Origin of the sequence: Cloacibacterium normanense (assembly GCF_003860565.1) — a bacterium.
GTDB classification, from domain to species: Bacteria; Bacteroidota; Bacteroidia; order Flavobacteriales; family Weeksellaceae; genus Cloacibacterium; species Cloacibacterium normanense.
The window spans coordinates 632,837-650,562 of the sequence record NZ_CP034157.1 but is presented as its reverse complement, the minus strand read 5'-3'; the positions used below and the strand labels follow the sequence as shown (position 1 = coordinate 650,562).

The window sequence follows — 17,726 nt, the reverse complement described above, 5'->3', positions numbered from 1 at the left end:
AAATTGAAAAGCAGAAATAATATTCCGCTCATGCTTTTCAATTCTGCAATTTTTTGTAAGTTAGCAGTATTGAAAAAGCATTCGCTACGTCCGAACTTTCTTGAACTTTTCGTTCTTCGAAAGCCCGCACTTCGCCAATACTTTTTCCGTTAGCCGTAATTTTAGAAAAAAATGAGTGTAAAACAATACTACGACAAAGTTGTTCGAATCGAAAAAGAAATAGCTGATTTACAGAAAAAAATAGCCGATGAGACTAAAAAAGAATTTGACAAACAGAAAAACATAGATTCTGTAAATCGTTCAATAAATAACTCAACAAGTACTTCTACATTACAAAGCAAACAAAGACAAATTCAAGGATACCAATCTGATATTCTAAGAATTCAAAGTGCAAAAAGCGATTTGCATAAAAAAATTGCAACTAAAACAAATAATTTAGTTCGAGCTAAACAAGATTTATCTAAAGAAGAAAACAAAGAAAAAGATAAACTAAAAAAAGAACAAGAAAATTTTCAAAAACAACAACTTGCATTTCAAAGAGATCAAGCGAACTTTCAACGAGAACAAGAAAGACTACAATCAAAATTACAAACAGACATTTCAAGTCAAAAAGAAATATTAACCACTCTTGTAAATCAAATTCATTCAGCCAAACAAGAAATGAAAATTGAAGAAAGTAAAGAATATGATTTTTTCATATCACACGCAACAGAAGATAAAGAAACTTTTGTCCAACCTCTTGCTGAAACTTTACAAAAAATGAATGTAAAAATTTGGTACGATAAATTTCAAATGAAAATTGGAGACAGTCTACGAAAAAAAATAGATGAAGGTTTAAAATCATCAAAATATGGAATTGTAGTTTTATCAAGAGATTTTTTCAAAAAAAATTGGACTGAATATGAATTAAATGGATTAGTTGCAAGAGAAATGAATGGAGTAAAAGTCATACTTCCAATTTGGCATAACGTGACAAGAGATGAAGTTCTATCTTTTAGTCCAACATTAGCAGATAAAGTTGCTTTAAATACAGCAATTTATAGCATTGAAGAAATAGCAACTGAATTAAAAAAACTAATTGAATAAAAACACTGCGTACAACATAGTATTTGCAAAAGGCGGGGTTGAATATTTAATAGAACTACCAGTTGCATTTAGTCGCGCCTGCTTTTTCGTTCCACAATTTTTTCGTAGTTTAGTTCCACGGAAAAAGCATTCGCTTCGGTTGGTCGAAATTGAACTTTCAGTTAAATTTAGCCCGCCCTTCGCAAATACTTTTTCCGTTAGCAGAAATTTTATAAACATATTATGTATAGAGATGATGTAAAAGAATTATTAGAGCATACTAAACAACAGATTATTACTCTAAAAAAGGATTCCATAGTTTCAAAAATTACTGTAAAAAATATTTTAGAAAACTTAAGAAGTTCATTAGAATATTGTGCACAATATATTAATAGAGAAAAATTATTACAAAACAGCAAAGTATATTTCCCTTACGGTAAGTCAGAAGAAATATTTAGACGTAGTATTCAGAAAAATAATTTTAGTATACTAGAAGACAAATTTCCACATATTTATTCGTACATTGAAGAATTACAGCCTCATAAATGTAATGATGAATGGTTAACGACAATGTGTGAAGCAACAAATGAAGCTAAACACAATAAAAGTCTAGATATTGAAACAAATATAAAAAAAGAAGAAATACTTACAAATCTGAATATTCCAGGAATTGGGTTTAAAGAAGGAACAAATAATTTCAACAAACTAAATTTTCAAATGACAGGATGTACTTTCAATGGAAAATCTATAGACGATTTTCATATTTTAGATGGAAATGTCAAAATAATAAAAAAAGGAGAGATTTCTCCAGAATATGACTTTGAAATTATAGAAAATAAAACTTTTATTTTAAATAGTTATAGCTATGACTTATTTGAATTGCTTGAAAAAAGTTATTATAAAATCTCTAATTTTTCTAATAAACTATTTGAATAAAAAACTTCTGCTAACATGGTATTTGCAAAAGGCGGGGTTGAATAGATAATAGAAAAACCCGATGCATTTAGTCGCAACTTGCTTTTCATATTGTATTTTTTTGTAATTTAACAATCTGAAAAAGCAATTTGCTTCGTTCGGTCGAAATTGAACTTTCAGTTAAATTTAGCCCGCCCTTCGCAAATACTTTTTCCGATGTGGCAAAATCCGCTCCGCTCCTTTTGCCACATCGGTTCGGCGGATTACATCCGCAGATGTTGCTCGTCGCTACGCGAACTTCGCACATCTGTGAATTTGCTAAATCCCAAGAACGGAAGCAAACTTCCTTCTCGGGACTTCGCAAATCCGCCGAACCGATCTGCCATTTTAAAAAAACAACGTCAATGAAACAAACTTTTGGAATTTTCACAATATTATTTTACGGAATTCTTACTGCACAAACAATTAATGGAAAAATTATTTCAAAAGAAAATAACGAACCAATTCCATTCGCAAGAATTGGAATTGAAAATGAAAATTTTGGAGCAATTGCTGATGAAAATGGCAATTATTCAATTGATTTGACAAATATTGACCGAAACAAAAATTTAACCGTTCAAATTGGTGGTTTTATAAATTTTTCACAATCAATACAAAACTTCATAGATGGAAATCATACAATTTCTCTGAATGAAAAGGTTGTGGAAATTCAGGAAGTGGTTTTGAATCCCAAAAAATATTATGAAAAAAATTGGGGGACAAATGCAAAAACTAAAAAAGTTCAATTTGGCTTTAATCCAGCAAGAAGCAAAGAAGACAAATCAAAAGAATTTGGTGTAGATTTTAATAATAACAAAAATATAAAATTGCAAAAAATTAATCTAAATATTGTGGATTTGAAAACTGACAAACCACTTTTGATAAATTTCAATATTTATTCAAAAAAAGACGGACTTCCAGATATATCATTATTAAACGAAAATTTAACTATTGAATTAACAAAAGATAAAATAAAAGACGGAACATTTTCTTTTGATGTTAGTGATAAAAATGTTTGGATTAACAAACAGGATTTTTTTGTAACAATCCAAGTAATGAATGGATTCGATGGATGGATCTATTTGAGCGGAGCAATGTTTAAGAATGTTTATTATCGAAATTTTTATGGTCCTTGGTTGAAAAAAACTATTGCACAACCAGCGCTAAATATTGATGTGAAAATTGAAAAATAAAAAAAACGGCAGATAACATTGTATTGGCAAAATGCGGGGTTAAAGTCTAAGTTGAACTGCTCTACATTTTTAGCCGCCAATATTGTCCAATTCCACATTTTTGGTTAACTTAGTTCCATTGAAAAAATATTGGCTATGTTTGGTCTAAATTGAACTTTTCGTTCTATTTATCCCGCACTTCGCCAATACTTTTTCCGTTATCTGCAACCTTATATCGCTTATGGAAAAACAATTTCTAAATATTTTTAAAGAATTTTTATTATCAAAAGGTTATCCTGAAAATAGTCTATTGTTTGAATTCAAATCCTCTAAAATTCACCCAAAATTCAGACCTGATTTATTAGTTATTGATACAGAAAATGACAATTTTTTATGTTTATTTGAATTTAAATCTTCAACTTGGGAAAAAAGTGATTTAATTAATGAAATAAACTATTATCAAGATGATTTTCTATCAAATTTACAAGAAGATATACCTGTCTATTTAGTTTTAAGTTTTGGATTTGGAAAAGATTTTCAAATTTTCGAATTGACAGATGGGGCCCTAAAACTAATTCCAGATGATGAATTCCCAAGATATGAAACCCTTGTATCACAGCAAAAAACTGAAGAAAAAATTGAAAAAGAAAGAATCCAAAAATCTAAAATTGGAGAATTAAAAGAAAGAAAAAAAAGAGTGTGGTTAAGCTCAATGCTTTCCATTTTAAGTCTTGTCGTTGGAATAATTACTGTTGTTTACTCACTAAATTTGAATAAAAAAACAAACAACTCCCCAACTTTTTCATCATCTTGCAATTGTGATTCGATTAAAACTGAAATAAAAAATTTGAAAAAATTAATAAATCAAATTGACAAAAAAACAAATCAAAATGTAAGTTCGTCCAAGAATAACCCTGTAAATTCGGATATAGCAGATTTAACAAATAGAATAGAAGTTATTGAAAAAGGAATTTCAGACAATCCTGAAAAAACACTTTCGTTACTTAATATGAATAACGACATTTCTCAATTAGAAAAAAGTGATGAATCTTTAAGGGAAATCAACAAAACAGAAATAGAATCTTTAAAAAATGAAATGGAAAATCAAAATTCTTGGATATCAGGATTACTAATTACAATTTTGGGACTTACTTTAAGTTTTGCTGTTCCAAATCTTTTGGCAAATATTAAAGAAAATAAATAAAACTAAAAAGGCTGCATATAACATTGTATTGGCAAAATACGGGGAGAAGTGCAAAATCGAAAAGCAGTAATATTAATCCGCTCATGTTTTTCAATTCTGCATTTTTTTGTAAGTTAGCAGTATTGAAAAAGCATTCGCTACGTTTGGTGTTTCTTGAACTTTTTGTTCTTCGAAAGCCCGCACTTCGCCAATACTTTTTCCGATGTGGCAAAATCCGCTCCGCTCCTTTGGCTACGCCGAATCGGGGATTTTGCCACATCGGTTCGGCGGATTACATTCGCAGATGTTGCTCGTCGCTACGCGAACTTCGCACATCTGTGAATTTGCTAAATCCCAAGAACGGAAGCAAACTTCCTTCTCGGGACTTCACAAATCCGCCGAACCGTTAGGTGCAACCCCAAAACACTACTCAACAACAAACACTACCAAACAAAATGCCAACACTTTGCAAAATAAAAAGAGCTGCAAGCCGACACGCAAGCCAATGCTTTTACAGCACATTTAATTTTGCGCAACGGTACCCATAACTATATTCTTGACTACGGATTTTAATTCCTACCCAAAAAAAGCATAAAAAATTTGCTCATAAAAAAAAACATGCTTATGTTTGTGACGTTAAAATAAAAAAATGTACAATTCAATTATTATTTCTTCTATTATTATTTCGGGTGTGATTTCACATTCCGGGGAGGAATAATTTTAATGTAATCGAAAGATATATTTGAAAGCCTCCCGAGAAATCTGGAGGCTTTTTTTATGGAACAATAACATACAAGATCATTATGACATCATATAACAATACTATTATTATCAGCATTATTATTAGCTCGCCACCGTGAGGAATGCTGCTGTATACCAAATTGTAAGCCTTTCTCACTTTCGGGAAAGGCTTTTTTTATTCCTTAATAGCAAATATCAACTCAATTAAAAAAAACAAAACAACTATGTATTTCAACAACGAAACAGTGCTTTATTTAGACGGAAAATTTGTAAAAGCCTCCGAATCTTCAACCGATCTGTATGGTCAAACCCTTCATTATGGTTATGGTGCTTTTGAAGGCATCCGTTCTTATGAAACAGAACACGGAACCAAGGTTTTTAAAGCCGAAGAACATTACGAGCGCCTAAAAAAATCATGCGAACTGGTGAAAATTCCTTTCAATTATACGGTGCAAGAATTAGTTGAAGCCACCTACGAATTGCTGGAAAAAAACAATTTAAAAAATGCCTACATCCGACCATTGGTGTATTGCGCGCCAAATATGAGTTTGACAAAACCTACGAGCGTATCGCTGATGATCGCTGTGTGGGATTGGGGAGCTTATTTAGGTGAAAAATTACTGCGGTTAACTGTTTCTTCCTATTGTCGCCCGCATCCAAAATCCATCCATATCGAAGCAAAAATCTGCGGTCATTATGTCAATTCTATCTTGGCAACTACCGAAGCAAAAGAAAAAGGTTTTGATGAAGCCTTACTTTTGGATAGCGATGGTTTCTTGGCCGAAGGTCCGGGAGCGAATTTATTTTTTGAAAAAGATGGGAAATTATTCACGCCGCAATTGGGAAATATCCTTCCAGGCATCACCAGATCTACGGTTTTGGAATTAGCAGATGAATTAGATCTAGAGGTAGAACAAGGTAAATTTACCAAAGAAGATATGTTCCAAGCCGACAGCGCATTTTACTGTGGAACAGCTGCCGAAGTGGTGGGAATAGCATCGGTAGATGATTATCAATTTCCTACAAACTGGAACGATTCCTTGGGTAAAAAACTTCAAAATGCCTATTCACTTTTGGTCAGAGAACCATTAAAACAAAACCCTTTCAACTAATGAAAACACTCAACAAATACAGCAAAATCATCACGCAAGATGAAACCCAACCTGCAGCACAAGCCATGCTTTATGCCATAGGATTAACGGAAGAGGATTTGCAAAAACCACAAGTGGGAATTGTGAGTATGGGTTACGAAGTAAATCCCTGCAATATGCATCTCAACGATTTGGCAAAAGAAGTAAAAGCCGGTGTACAGCAAGAAAATTTAGTCGGTTTGATATTCAATACCATTGGCGTAAGTGATGGCATATCTAATGGAACAGATGGAATGCGATTCTCTTTGGTTTCAAGAGATATCATTGCAGATTCTATAGAAACAGTGGTGAGTGCACAGTGGTACGATGCAGTTTAGCAATTGTGGGATGCGATAAAAATATGCCGGGTTCTATCATCGCTATGGGAAGATTAAACCGTCCTGCTATCATGGTGTATGGCGGAACCATCTATTCCGGAAAATGGAAAGGCGAATCGCTCAATATCGTTTCGGCTTTCGAAGCTTTGGGTAAAAAAATCAGCAATACGATTTCGGATGAAGACTACAATGGAGTAATTAAAAACGCTTGTCCGGGTGCAGGAGCTTGTGGAGGTATGTACACTGCCAACACGATGGCATCAGCTATTGAAGCTTTAGGAATGAGTTTACCTTACAGTTCATCCAATCCTGCGTTGAGCAGCAATAAAAAAATCGAATGTTTTGATGCAGGAAAGGCTATTAAAGTATTGATGGAAAAAGACATCAAACCCAAAGACATTATGACCCGAAAAGCCTTTGAAAACGCTATGACGATGGTCACCGTTTTGGGCGGTTCTACCAATGCCGTAATGCACCTGATCGCTATGGCAAATTCGGTAGATATAGAACTTAGTTTGGATGATTTCCAAAAAATTAGCAACCGTGTTCCCGTATTGGCAGATTTGAAACCGAGCGGAAAATACCTTATGGAAGATCTGCATGAAGCAGGCGGTGTTCCGGCAGTGATGAAGTATTTATTGAAACATAATTTACTTCACGGCGATTGCTTAACGGTCACCGGAAAAACCATTGCCGAAAATTTAGAATCGGTGCAGGATTTAACCGAAGGTCAGCAAGTATTTCTTCCCTTAGAAAATCCCGTTAAAGCAAACGGACATCTGCAAATGCTCTACGGAAATCTGGCTACCGAAGGAAGCGTAGCTAAAATAAGCGGTAAAGATATTCTATGACAAAAAACAAATAAAAAAATAAGTTTTTTAGTTATAAATTGGTAAGTTTTCACAAAAGGAGTTCCTCTTTGGATTACAGCAAAAATATGCCTTACCAATATGCATTTAACATAGCTAACCATTCCTCAACTCCCTTAAAATCTCAAAATAACAACCTCAAAACATAAAAGAAAAGCCAACTTATCGTTGGCTTTTCTTTTTACAATGTTTTTTTTAGCATTTATGGAATCAATGTTGAGTTTTTCACTTCAAAAGTAGATTTTGTGGTGTACGTTTTTCCGTAGCGGTCTTTGGCTCTTACTTCTACTTCGTGGGTTCCTAATTCTAATTTTCTAGAAAAAGGAGCCGTCCAAATGTGTTTAGAAGCTTCTGGATTACTTGGTCTTCTTCCTGTGAACAGTTCTTGTGTAGTATCCCATTTCAATACATCATTGGTGTAATCTGGGTCTATAGATTCTGTATAATCCATTTCTTTCCATTCGCCATTATCTATTCTGTATTCTACCTTATCCTGTTTGCTTCCCATAAAGAAATTGGCTACAATTCTTGCTGCATTTTTCGTTTTGAAAGGAACTACTTTAGGCACCCAAAGATTGATTTGATAATCCTCTGGTTTTCCTGCTACTTTATACGTGATTTCGTACTGATTATCATTAAAACTCACAAAAGAATACCCTCTTTCTGTTCCGTCTCTCATCACCGATTTTGGTACGCCTAATTCATCTACCGTTCCAGAATACCAGTCTCCAGAAGTGGTTCCTGCATTGAATTCATGAATCGGTTTGATGCCTTCCCAACCTTCTTTTTTCCCGTAGAACAATTGGGTTTGCTTGTGTGTATGTGCAGACATCATCAATACATTTTGGAAAGGTTTTAAAATCTCAAACAATCTTTTTCTGTCTTCCATTCTAAAGTGTTTGTCTCCATCATTTTCTGGCGTCAACTGAATATGGAATGAAAACACCACCAATTGATTAGGATTTACATTTTTCAAGTCGTTTTCTACAAAATCCAACTGGTCTTTTCTGAAACCACCCCAGTAACTTTTCCCATCTCTTGGGTCTGGATACAAAATATCATCTAAAACGATGAAGTGTACATTCCCATAATTGAAAGCGTAATTATTTGGGCCAAAATTCGCTTCGAAAGTTTCGTCTGATAATTTATCTTCTTTCGCTTCGTAGTTCATGTCGTGGTTCCCCATCACATTGTACCAAGGCAAACCGATTTCTTTAACCGCATCAATGTAGAGCGGGTGTAAACTCAAATCATCTCCTACCAAATCTCCTAAACTGATGCCAAAAACCGCATCTTTCTTATTGTTCTTCACCTCATTGATAATACCTCTTCTGAAATAATCAATTTCTTTTTCATCATACGGTTGAGGGTCACCAAACACCAATACTTTGAATTGTGTGTTTTCCTTTTGTACATATAAAGGAAAGTTGATTTCTTTTGGCAATTTTCCTGTAGGTTTTACTCCTGCATATTTCATATCTTTTGGCGAACCTTCAGGTTTATGAATGTAGTAGAACTGAGGCAATTGCATGTTGCTTTTCGGCGTAGCATAATTGGCTGGTTTGATGACGAAAATAATATTGTCGTTTTCTACAGGCAAAGCATATTTTCCTGTTTCGTCTGTTTTTACCACTTCTACTCCATTGGAAACAGAAACGTTGGCAATTCCTTTTTCTTTACGGTCTTTGATTCCGTTTTTGTTGGCGTCTTCGAAGACATATCCTGTTGCTTGTTGCTGTGCGAAAGAAAATGCAGCACACAAGAAAAGCATTAAAAATGATTGTTTCATTTGTTGATTTGTAATTTTATGAGAGTATATTCAATGGTTATGAAGCTATTCTCTGGATTTATTGATATTTAAAAATACATCTGGTGTATTGGTGGTTACGAATTGTACACCAGCATCATACAATTTTTTATAGATTTCTGGGTCATTTACGGTCCACACATTCGTGATAACGCCCAAATTTTTGGCTTGTTCTATCCAATCTTGGTGTTTTTCTAAGAATACATTATAATGATAATCTACGCCATCAATTCCTAAATTTTTAATCTCTTGTGGCGAAAGATCACCTGCGAGATATTGCACCAAGGCTTTAGGATTTTGCTTTTTTAATTCTTTGGCAATATGCAGACTAAAAGAAATATACTCCGTCTGATTTTGCAAGTGGAATTTTTCTACCATTGCCAGCGTTTTCTCTACCATTTCGGTTTCCAATTCTGGAGTTTTTGCAGGTTTAATCTCAAGGATAAGTTTTACCGCAGATTTTTTGCCTTGCTTCAAATACTTTTCTAAAGTAGGCAGATTTTCGCCGTTTGAGAGTTTCTGTTTCTTCAAACTTTTAAAATCTGAAGTGGCAATTTCAACTCCATTGATGTGTTCATCATGGTTGATGACCAGAACGCCATCTTTGGTCATTCTCACATCGAACTCACTGCCATACACTTTCAATTTTTGAGCATTTTTAAGCGCTGCAATAGAATTTTCAGCAGTTGTAGGATTGGTTTTCCAGAAACCTCTGTGTGCAATCACTTGAGTCTGTGAGTGGTAAAAATTAGCGCCTACCAAAGTGGCCAAAAGAATTAATTTTTTCATATTGAATATCTTTACAAATCTTCTACAAAGCTAATCATCGCTTGTAAAAAATGTATTCTTTTTTTAAATTTTTATTGATTCCACCAATCTTTAACGTTGATATTATCTCCTCCTAATGATTGAACTGCTGCATTATAATTGGCACTGTTCAATATTTTTGGTTGCGTAGGATATAATAATCTCTGTGGTATTTTACCGTCATTCAACAATCCGCCATTGTTGGGTAAAACTGGGTAACCTGTTCTCTTATGCTCAAACCACTGTTGCTGGTCTACAAAGAATAGCGCTACATATTTCTGCAACATAATTGTTTCTAAAGTTCCATCATAAGCCACTTTAGGATTTGCAAAATAATTGGCTGGTACCACAGCTCCCCATTGTTCAATCGCTGCTTTTACTCCATTTTCATAATACGTTTGAGCATTTCCAGTGATGATTCCTCTGAATGCTAATTCCGAAAGAATGAACTGCAACTCTGCATAAGGTAAAATCAAGACTTTAAGTGGAGCTTTAGCTAAATTCTGGTTAAAGTTTGAAGGCTGATAAGTAAACGTAGTTCCGTTCATGTAAGCAACTGGAGCACCTTTGTACCCGATATTTTGGTTATTGCTTAAGTTTTTGGCTTGCGTGAAAAACTGCGCCATTCTCGGGTCTTTGTTGTCATTTAATGTATTCACAAAAAACTCCCCTACCGCTCTATAAGAAGTAAAATCTTGAGGTCTTGCCAATGGCGGAAGCATAGGCGCTACGCCTGTAACGTTCATCAAGGCACTTTCAGCATTGCTCTGAAAGATGGGGTAAACGGTAGGATTGTTTACTATTTCTTGGATTCTAGCATAGACATCTATCTCTCCATTTTTCTTTAAAATTCTGGTTAATAATCTTAAAGATAACGTGTTACAGAATTTTTTCCAATACGTGATTCCATTCACATCATTATTCGCGTTGTAGAATAAATCTTGTCCTGCTAAAGTGGTATTGATTACAAAAAGAGCGTTTGCAGTTTTTAAATCATCTAATAATTTAACGTAAATGTCTTTTTGCTTATCGAATTTTGGCTGAGTGATGCCTTCTTCCACTCTAGAAGCTTCAGAGAACGGAATATCTCCAAAAGTATCGGTAAGGTTAGAATATAACCAAGCGTTCATCACCATCGAAATCGCCTGATAGTTTTTATTGTTTTGCTGAACTGCCAAGTCTTGCATTTGTTTTATTTGCATGAGCCATTTGTATGAGGTATTCCAATAAGAGTTTCCTGTAGATTCGGTAACGTAATATCTTGAAATATTGTTTCCTTCTCCTGGAAAATCTATTGCAATCTGCATGATATCAAAAGTGAAATCATTGGCTCTCAAATAGGCATTAGAAGCCATATTGTATTGAATAGGAGCTAATAAGCTTGCAGGAGTAGGTTCTATAATCTTGCTGGTATCGGTATTGATTTCTTCAAAAGACCTGCTGCAAGAAGGAGCGGCTAGAGAAATTACGCAGAACGCTACTGCTTTTATCCATATATTTTTCATAGTTGTCGATTAGAATTTAGCATTAAGTTGAATTCCTACAGTACGGGCAGTAGGAAGTTGCCCTATTTCTACTCCCGGAGTAATTGATGAATCGTTCAATGTAGCTGCTTCTGGGTCAAATAATGGGAACTTGGTCCACATCCATAAGTTTCTACCAAATAAGGATAAACTTAAGTCTGACATGTTCAGCGACTGCACGATTTGTTTAGGGAAATAGAATGTGATATTGGCTTCTCTTAGTTTCAGATAAGACGCATCAAATGAGTTGGTTTCCACATTGGCTCTTCTATAATAATCTGCATAATAAGAAGTAAGGGTTACCGCTTTGGTATTCTGAGAGAAAGATCCATCTGGGTTTTGCACCACTCCTACTCCTACAATCGTTCCGTTTGGATTATCTCTACCTACCAAAGTATGGGTAAGTTTTCCCTGCTCAGACATTTTATGGTGAGACTGTGAGTAAACTCTACCTCCGTATTGCCCGTCAAAAGAGAAACTTAAAGAAAAGTTTTTGTATTTAAAAGCGTTTTGTAAACCTCCTCTCCATTTTGCATAGGCATTTCCTACATATTCTATTTCTGTAGATTTGGCAGTAAGACCATCGCTACCAAAAATCACTTGACCATCTGGAGCGTACTGTAATTTATATCCGTACATATCTCCTAGAGAACCTCCAACTACTGCATTAAAGAATACTACTCCCCCTACACTTCCCATGGTATATGGTTCCCCTTGGAATTCTGCTGGTAAAGACATGATTCTGTTTTTATTCATAGACCAGTTTGCGGTAACATTCCATTGGAAATTTTTATTTTTCACGGGGATTGCATTCAAAGTCATTTCTATTCCTCTATTTCTTACTTCACCAGCATTAATGGTACGTGTAGAATATCCTGTTTCAATAAGAGACGGTACGTTTACAACTTGGTCTTTGGTGCTGTTTTGATAAACGGTTACGTTATACGTTAATCTATTTTTGAAGAAACTGAAATCCATCCCTGCTTCTATGTTCTGGTTCATTTCAGGTTTCAGATTAGGGTTTTGGAAATTGGCAATATTTTCTGCCGAACCTACAAAATCGCTGGTATTATAAAACTGTTGTAATTTGTACGGTTGTGTATCGTTTCCTACTTGAGACCAAGAAGCTCTCAACTTCCAATAATTCCAGCTTTTCGATTTCATTTTCAAAACATCTGAAAGAATTAAAGAAGTAGCAACCGATGGGTAGAAATAAGAACGATTGGCTTTTGGTAAAGTACTGCTCCAGTCGTTTCTTGCGGTGAAATCTACAAACCAAAGGTTATCATAATTGAATGACGCTAAACCGTAAACACTATTAGTTTCTTTATCATTGGGTTGAGCAATTCTTGTATTTAGAGAAATCGCATTGGTTAATTGATAAATCCCAGGAACTCTAAGACCGATGGCTCTGTAATCATTCAGCACATATTCATTTGCTCTGATATTCCCCCCTGCTGAAGCAGAAACGCCCCATTTCCCAAAATTATTTTTATACGTAAAAAGTAAGTCTGTATTATACTCAGAATTTTTAATGTATTGTTCGCGATAGTATCCTTGAAGGTAATTGGCAGAACTGTAAGGTCTCTTGGTTGTTCTTTCTTCGTCTGTGATTTCAATACCAGACCTTAGCATCATTTCAAAATTATTATTGAAATTATAAGTAGCGGTAATGTTTCCAGTGATTAATTTTTTGTCTACTCCATTCAGCATTTCATAAGCGATAAGATAAGGGTTATCTATAAAGGTACTGAAAGGGTGAATTTGGTCTACCTGATACTTATCTTTTTTCCAAATCGGTTCATACCAAGCCAAATCAACGTTTGGATTCTGGAAAATCATGAAATAAGAAATCGATTGGTTGTTATAGCCTGTAGAAGGTAAATTATCACTCTTGGTGTAGTTATAGGCAAATTTAGTGGCCACTCTTAACTTCTTGCTTAGTTTATGGTCAAAAGACAAAGCATAATTGAATCTGTCAAAGCCCGTATTCGGCATCATCCATGTATTGTTTACGGCGCTTAATGAAGTACGGAAAGAAGTTTTATCATTAGAACTTTCGATACTGATGCTATTAGAATAAGTCGTTCCCATTTGCCAAAAACCTTTAACATTGTCTTTATAAGGTCTCCACAATTGTCTTTCTAAACTTTGTCCTTCTACGGTTGGGTCATATTGAAAATAATATTGTCCATCAAATTTAGGTCCGAATGCACTACTGGTTCCTCCTGTACTCACTCCATCAGCTGAAGCGCCATAAGAATAGTAAAACTGACCGTCTTTATTTTTTGCCAATGTTCCTTGACCGTATTCATATTGCCAATCTGGCCATTTCAAAACGGTGTCAAAACTTGTAGAAGAATTAAGGGTTACTCTTATTTTTCCGTTCTTATTTTTCCCTGATTTTGTAGTAATCATGATGGCTCCATTTGCACCTCTAGAACCATATAATGCAGAAGCAGTAGCACCTTTTAGAATCGTTACATTCTCGATGTCATCTGGATTAATACTGTTAAAATTGTTCCCGTAATCTACTGGTAAATCTCCTCCAGAACCTGCACCATACGCTGCGTTTCCTGTTCCTGTATTGGTTCCGCCCAATGGCACTCCGTCTACTACGATAAGCGCTTCATTGTTATCCAAATTCATGGAAATACTTCCTCTCAAGGTGATTTTAGAGCTTCCTAGAGGACCTGCACCTGCTGTTTGGATTTTAAGCCCTGCCACTTTTCCTTCTAACGCTTGTGCCCAGTTGTTGTTTTGTGATTTTTCAAACTCTTCTGATGACACTTTTTCTGCTACATAGCCTAGGGATTTGTCTTGTCTTTTGATTCCCAAAGCAGTTACTACTACCTCGTCTATGTTTCTTACGGAATCTAATTTTGCTTTCTTAGATTGCGCCTGTAAGTTGGTTACACTTACCAGACCTAGAGCAGCTAATAAAATAATCTGCTGTGTTCGTTTTTGCATTTTACTTTTTTTTAAGCTCAAAAGTATTCTAATGCAACGGTTAAGTATTTTAACAAGCTTTTAACATTCTTTAAATTATTCGTCAACCAAATTTTAATCAAAAATGAATGTTATTTTGCCAAAATATTAAAAGAAAAAGAGTGAAAACATCTAAAACTCTCATCTTTGGGAGATTGAGGATTTAACATTGAAAGAAGCTTTTTAAGAAAATTTAATAAGAGAATTTGAAAATTTGAAAATGAGGGAATTTAAGGAAGGTTATAGTGGTTACGGTGGTTATAATGGTTATGGTGGTTATGGTGGTTATGGTGGTTATGAATTTTAGTTTTTTAATAGTGTTATTTCGTATTATAAATTGTTTATTGGTTTTAAACTTTGCTTTTTGCGATTTTATTGGCGAGAGCACTTACATAGAACAATTGGAAACTGTGGTAAATCATAATCGGCAATAGGAAAAGAACTTTTTGTTCTTCGGGAATTCCTAGTATCATCACAAATAAACTGCCATGAACCAAAGATTTTTTGGAGCCACAAAATGCAGTGGTAATCACATCTTCCCTGCTGAAACCTAATCGATGCGAAATGCGTTTTAAAATCTCATATACGATAAAAAAAAGCGCTACTGCCGCAAGTGTAATCACTACAAAAACCAGAGAAGGAACGGTAGAAAAAATATTCTCGATAAATGCTTTAGAAAAACTTTCGTAAACGATGAGTAAAATAATGAGACGGTCAAATTCTGCAATGATTTTACTGTATTTCGTTACCCAATTTTTAAATATTGGATTGAGCAGAATTCCCAAGATAATCGGCAAAAGAACTTTGAGTAAGAGTTGTTGGATAATTTCAGACTGATGACTTTCGGCAGCTTGAGCATTTAAGAAAAACCCCATCAACAAAGGTGTCATCACAATGCCAATAAGTCCAGAAATAGATGCATTAAAAATAGCAGAAGTCACATTTCCTTTGGCAATAGACACCATCACTACCGATGAAGAAACGGTAGAAGGCAAACACGCTAAAAAATATACGGAAAGCCAACTTTGGAAGTATGGCGAATCTTTAAAAATTGGATAAAAAACCAATACCAATGCAGGAAAAAGAATGAAAGTTCCCGCTTGAACCAATAGATGCAACTTCCAGTTGGAGACATCTTTCAGGACTTCTTTCAAGTTGAGTTTTAGCCCATATAAAAGGAAAATTCCCGCAATTCCCCAATCGATGAATTGTTCTAAGTTAAAAATTTGATGGTAAGATTCTTGGTAAGGAATGAGTTTTCCTGCTAAAACCATTACCAACAATAAAAATAAAAAGATGTTTTGTTTATCGGCTAATTTTCTAAGATTCAATTTCTAGTATTTTCTACAAAGATACAGCAGATCAGGTTGGTGGGGAAATTATTTTGGGAATTGTAGTTTTTACAAGCTTTGTGAATGATTTTTTCTTACAGGGGAAAGCTGATTTGTACTATTACGGAAAACCATAATTTTAATTGGACTAATCCTCGTATATTTATTATAAAAATTTGCCATGATTAAAAAAACCATCCTTTTAGAAAATAAAGCGTCAATCACTACTAAAAATCTACAACTCCTTATAAAATCTGAAATACGAGAAAGCTCTATCCCAATAGAAGAAATAGGATTCTTGGTAATAGACCATCCAGAAATTTTTCTGAGTATGCCAGCAATGAACTTATTAGTAGAAAATAACACATCGGTTATTATTTGTGGCAAAAACCATCTTCCTAATGGCATGTTTCTTAACCTGAATAGCCATCACATTCAACAAGAAATTTTCAAAAACCAAATTGAAGCCAGTGTCCCATTAAAAAAACAACTGTGGCAACAAACCATTATAGAAAAAATTACCAACCAAGGAATTCTTTTAGAAAAAATAACAGGTGAGAAAAATTCTTTTGACTTCATCGCCTCCAAAGTCTTGAGCGGAGACACTTCTAATATGGAAGCTACAGCTGCCAATATTTACTGGAAAGCGTTCTTTGAAAACAGCACGTTTAAAAAATTTAAAAGAGAACGTTTCGGAGATTATCCTAATAATTTCTTAAACTACGGCTATGCTATTCTAAGAGCTGCTACAGCTAGAGCACTCTCTGGAAGCGGACTACTCAATACCTTAGGAATTCATCATAAAAGCAAATACAATGCTTTTGCTTTGGCAGATGACATTATGGAACCATTTCGACCTATGGTAGACGAAAAAGTTTTTGAAATCATTAACCAATATGATGAAGAAGAACTCAATACCAAACTAAAGGCTGAACTTCTACAAATCTTAACCAGAACACTCTATTTCGAAGATGAAAAAAGTCCGATGATGGTAGGCTTACAAAAAACAGCAAGTTCTCTACAGCAATGCTTCACTGGCGAGCGAAAAAAAATAAAATATCCCAAATTATGGAACTAAACGGATACCGAATTATGTGGCTATTTGTATTCTTTGACTTACCTACCGAAACTCCTAAAGACAGAAAAAACGCTTCTGGATTTAGAAATAATCTGCTAAAAGATGGATATAGCATGATGCAATATTCTGTATATGTAAGACACTGTGCAAGTAGCGAAAGTGCAGATGTACACGAAAAAAGAATTAATAAACTCTTACCACCATTAGGTAAAGTAAGCATTCTGCGCATTACCGATAAACAATACGGAAATATCATTAATTTCTGGGGAAAATCCGAAGTACCAAAATCACCTCAGCCAGTACAATTAGAACTATTTTAGAGAAAAAAATTATCTTTTAACTTTTGGCTAAAGCCATTAGATCTTTTAATTTTCAAAACGGGCTAAAGCCCGTTTCTATTGATTATTAAAAACTAAAAATTCAACACATAGAAAACAAAAAATGCTTCAATCTTGCTGTATCAAGGCAAAAAAGAAGCATTTTTATACACGATATTTCATCATTAACCTATTGATTATTAGAAGGTAGAGAGCCAACTAATATCTTTAATTGACTTCGTCGAACCTCGTTCCTCGGTTTCTAATCTTTAATCAAATCGACCAAAGGGAGATTCACAAACACTCCTATAAAAAAATAATTACTTGGTGTTTGTAAACCACAACATTAGAAACCAAAAAATGCTTCAATCTTGCTGTATCAAGGCAAAAAAGAAGCATTTTTATGTACGATATTTCATCATT

12 protein-coding genes and 1 pseudogene are annotated in these 17,726 nt (G+C 34.5%); 8 read left to right on the top strand and 5 right to left on the bottom strand.

What is annotated here, in order from left to right; all coding sequences use genetic code 11:
• Nucleotides 1-171 precede the first annotated feature (171 nt).
• The 6 genes and pseudogenes from EB819_RS03070 to ilvD form a co-directional block, all read left to right on the top strand.
• Complete coding sequence (locus tag EB819_RS03070) at nt 172-1,086, top strand: toll/interleukin-1 receptor domain-containing protein (protein ID WP_069797264.1); 915 nt, start codon at nt 172-174, stop codon at nt 1,084-1,086.
• Between the two features lie 222 nt (nt 1,087-1,308).
• Entirely contained in the window at nt 1,309-2,001 is a 693-nt protein-coding gene (locus EB819_RS03060) for a hypothetical protein (RefSeq protein ID WP_069797266.1), read from the top strand.
• Between the two features lie 383 nt (nt 2,002-2,384).
• Nucleotides 2,385-3,212 (top strand): carboxypeptidase-like regulatory domain-containing protein, encoded by an 828-nt coding sequence (locus EB819_RS03055; RefSeq protein ID WP_069797268.1) that lies wholly within the window; start codon nt 2,385-2,387, stop codon nt 3,210-3,212.
• 220 nt (nt 3,213-3,432) lie between these two features.
• Entirely contained in the window at nt 3,433-4,395 is a 963-nt protein-coding gene (locus EB819_RS03050) for a hypothetical protein (protein WP_069797269.1), read from the top strand.
• A gap of 944 nt (nt 4,396-5,339) precedes the next feature.
• The gene (locus EB819_RS03045) at nt 5,340-6,227 is read left to right on the top strand and encodes a branched-chain amino acid transaminase (RefSeq protein ID WP_069797271.1); all 888 of its coding nucleotides are present in this window, start codon (nt 5,340-5,342) and stop codon (nt 6,225-6,227) included.
• A pseudogene (ilvD, locus tag EB819_RS03040) lies at nt 6,227-7,425 on the top strand (dihydroxy-acid dehydratase); the annotation flags it as partial. The gene EB819_RS03045 and the pseudogene ilvD, both read left to right, overlap by 1 nt.
• 229 nt (nt 7,426-7,654) lie before the next feature.
• Here the strand turns inward: ilvD and EB819_RS03035 are convergent.
• From EB819_RS03035 to EB819_RS03015, 5 genes are all read right to left on the bottom strand, one after another.
• Nucleotides 7,655-9,241, bottom strand: coding sequence for a calcineurin-like phosphoesterase C-terminal domain-containing protein (locus EB819_RS03035; RefSeq protein ID WP_069797272.1), 1,587 nt, complete (start codon nt 9,239-9,241; stop codon nt 7,655-7,657).
• A 45-nt stretch (nt 9,242-9,286) separates the two neighbouring features.
• Complete coding sequence (locus EB819_RS03030) at nt 9,287-10,048, bottom strand: glycerophosphodiester phosphodiesterase family protein (RefSeq protein WP_069797273.1); 762 nt, start codon at nt 10,046-10,048, stop codon at nt 9,287-9,289.
• Nucleotides 10,049-10,119: 71 nt separating this feature from the next.
• Entirely contained in the window at nt 10,120-11,571 is a 1,452-nt protein-coding gene (locus EB819_RS03025) for a SusD/RagB family nutrient-binding outer membrane lipoprotein (protein WP_124878652.1), read from the bottom strand.
• Between the two features lie 9 nt (nt 11,572-11,580).
• A complete protein-coding gene (locus EB819_RS03020; protein WP_069797275.1) occupies nt 11,581-14,559 on the bottom strand; it encodes a SusC/RagA family TonB-linked outer membrane protein in 2,979 nt (992 codons plus the stop codon).
• Nucleotides 14,560-14,927: 368 nt separating this feature from the next.
• Entirely contained in the window at nt 14,928-15,851 is a 924-nt protein-coding gene (locus tag EB819_RS03015) for a bile acid:sodium symporter (protein WP_069797347.1), read from the bottom strand.
• Between the two features lie 238 nt (nt 15,852-16,089).
• Here EB819_RS03015 and cas1 point away from each other — a divergent pair, with 238 nt between their 5' ends.
• Both cas1 and cas2 read left to right on the top strand, forming a co-directional pair.
• Nucleotides 16,090-16,986 carry a type II CRISPR-associated endonuclease Cas1 gene (gene cas1, locus EB819_RS03010; protein ID WP_069797276.1) on the top strand — a complete coding sequence of 299 codons (897 nt, stop codon included), beginning with the start codon at nt 16,090-16,092 and terminating at the stop codon, nt 16,984-16,986.
• Nucleotides 16,977-17,306, top strand: a complete 330-nt coding sequence (cas2, locus tag EB819_RS03005; protein WP_069797277.1) for a CRISPR-associated endonuclease Cas2 — start codon at nt 16,977-16,979, stop codon at nt 17,304-17,306. Before cas1 ends, cas2 begins: the two co-directional genes overlap by 10 nt.
• The last annotated feature ends 420 nt before the right edge of the window (nt 17,307-17,726 follow it).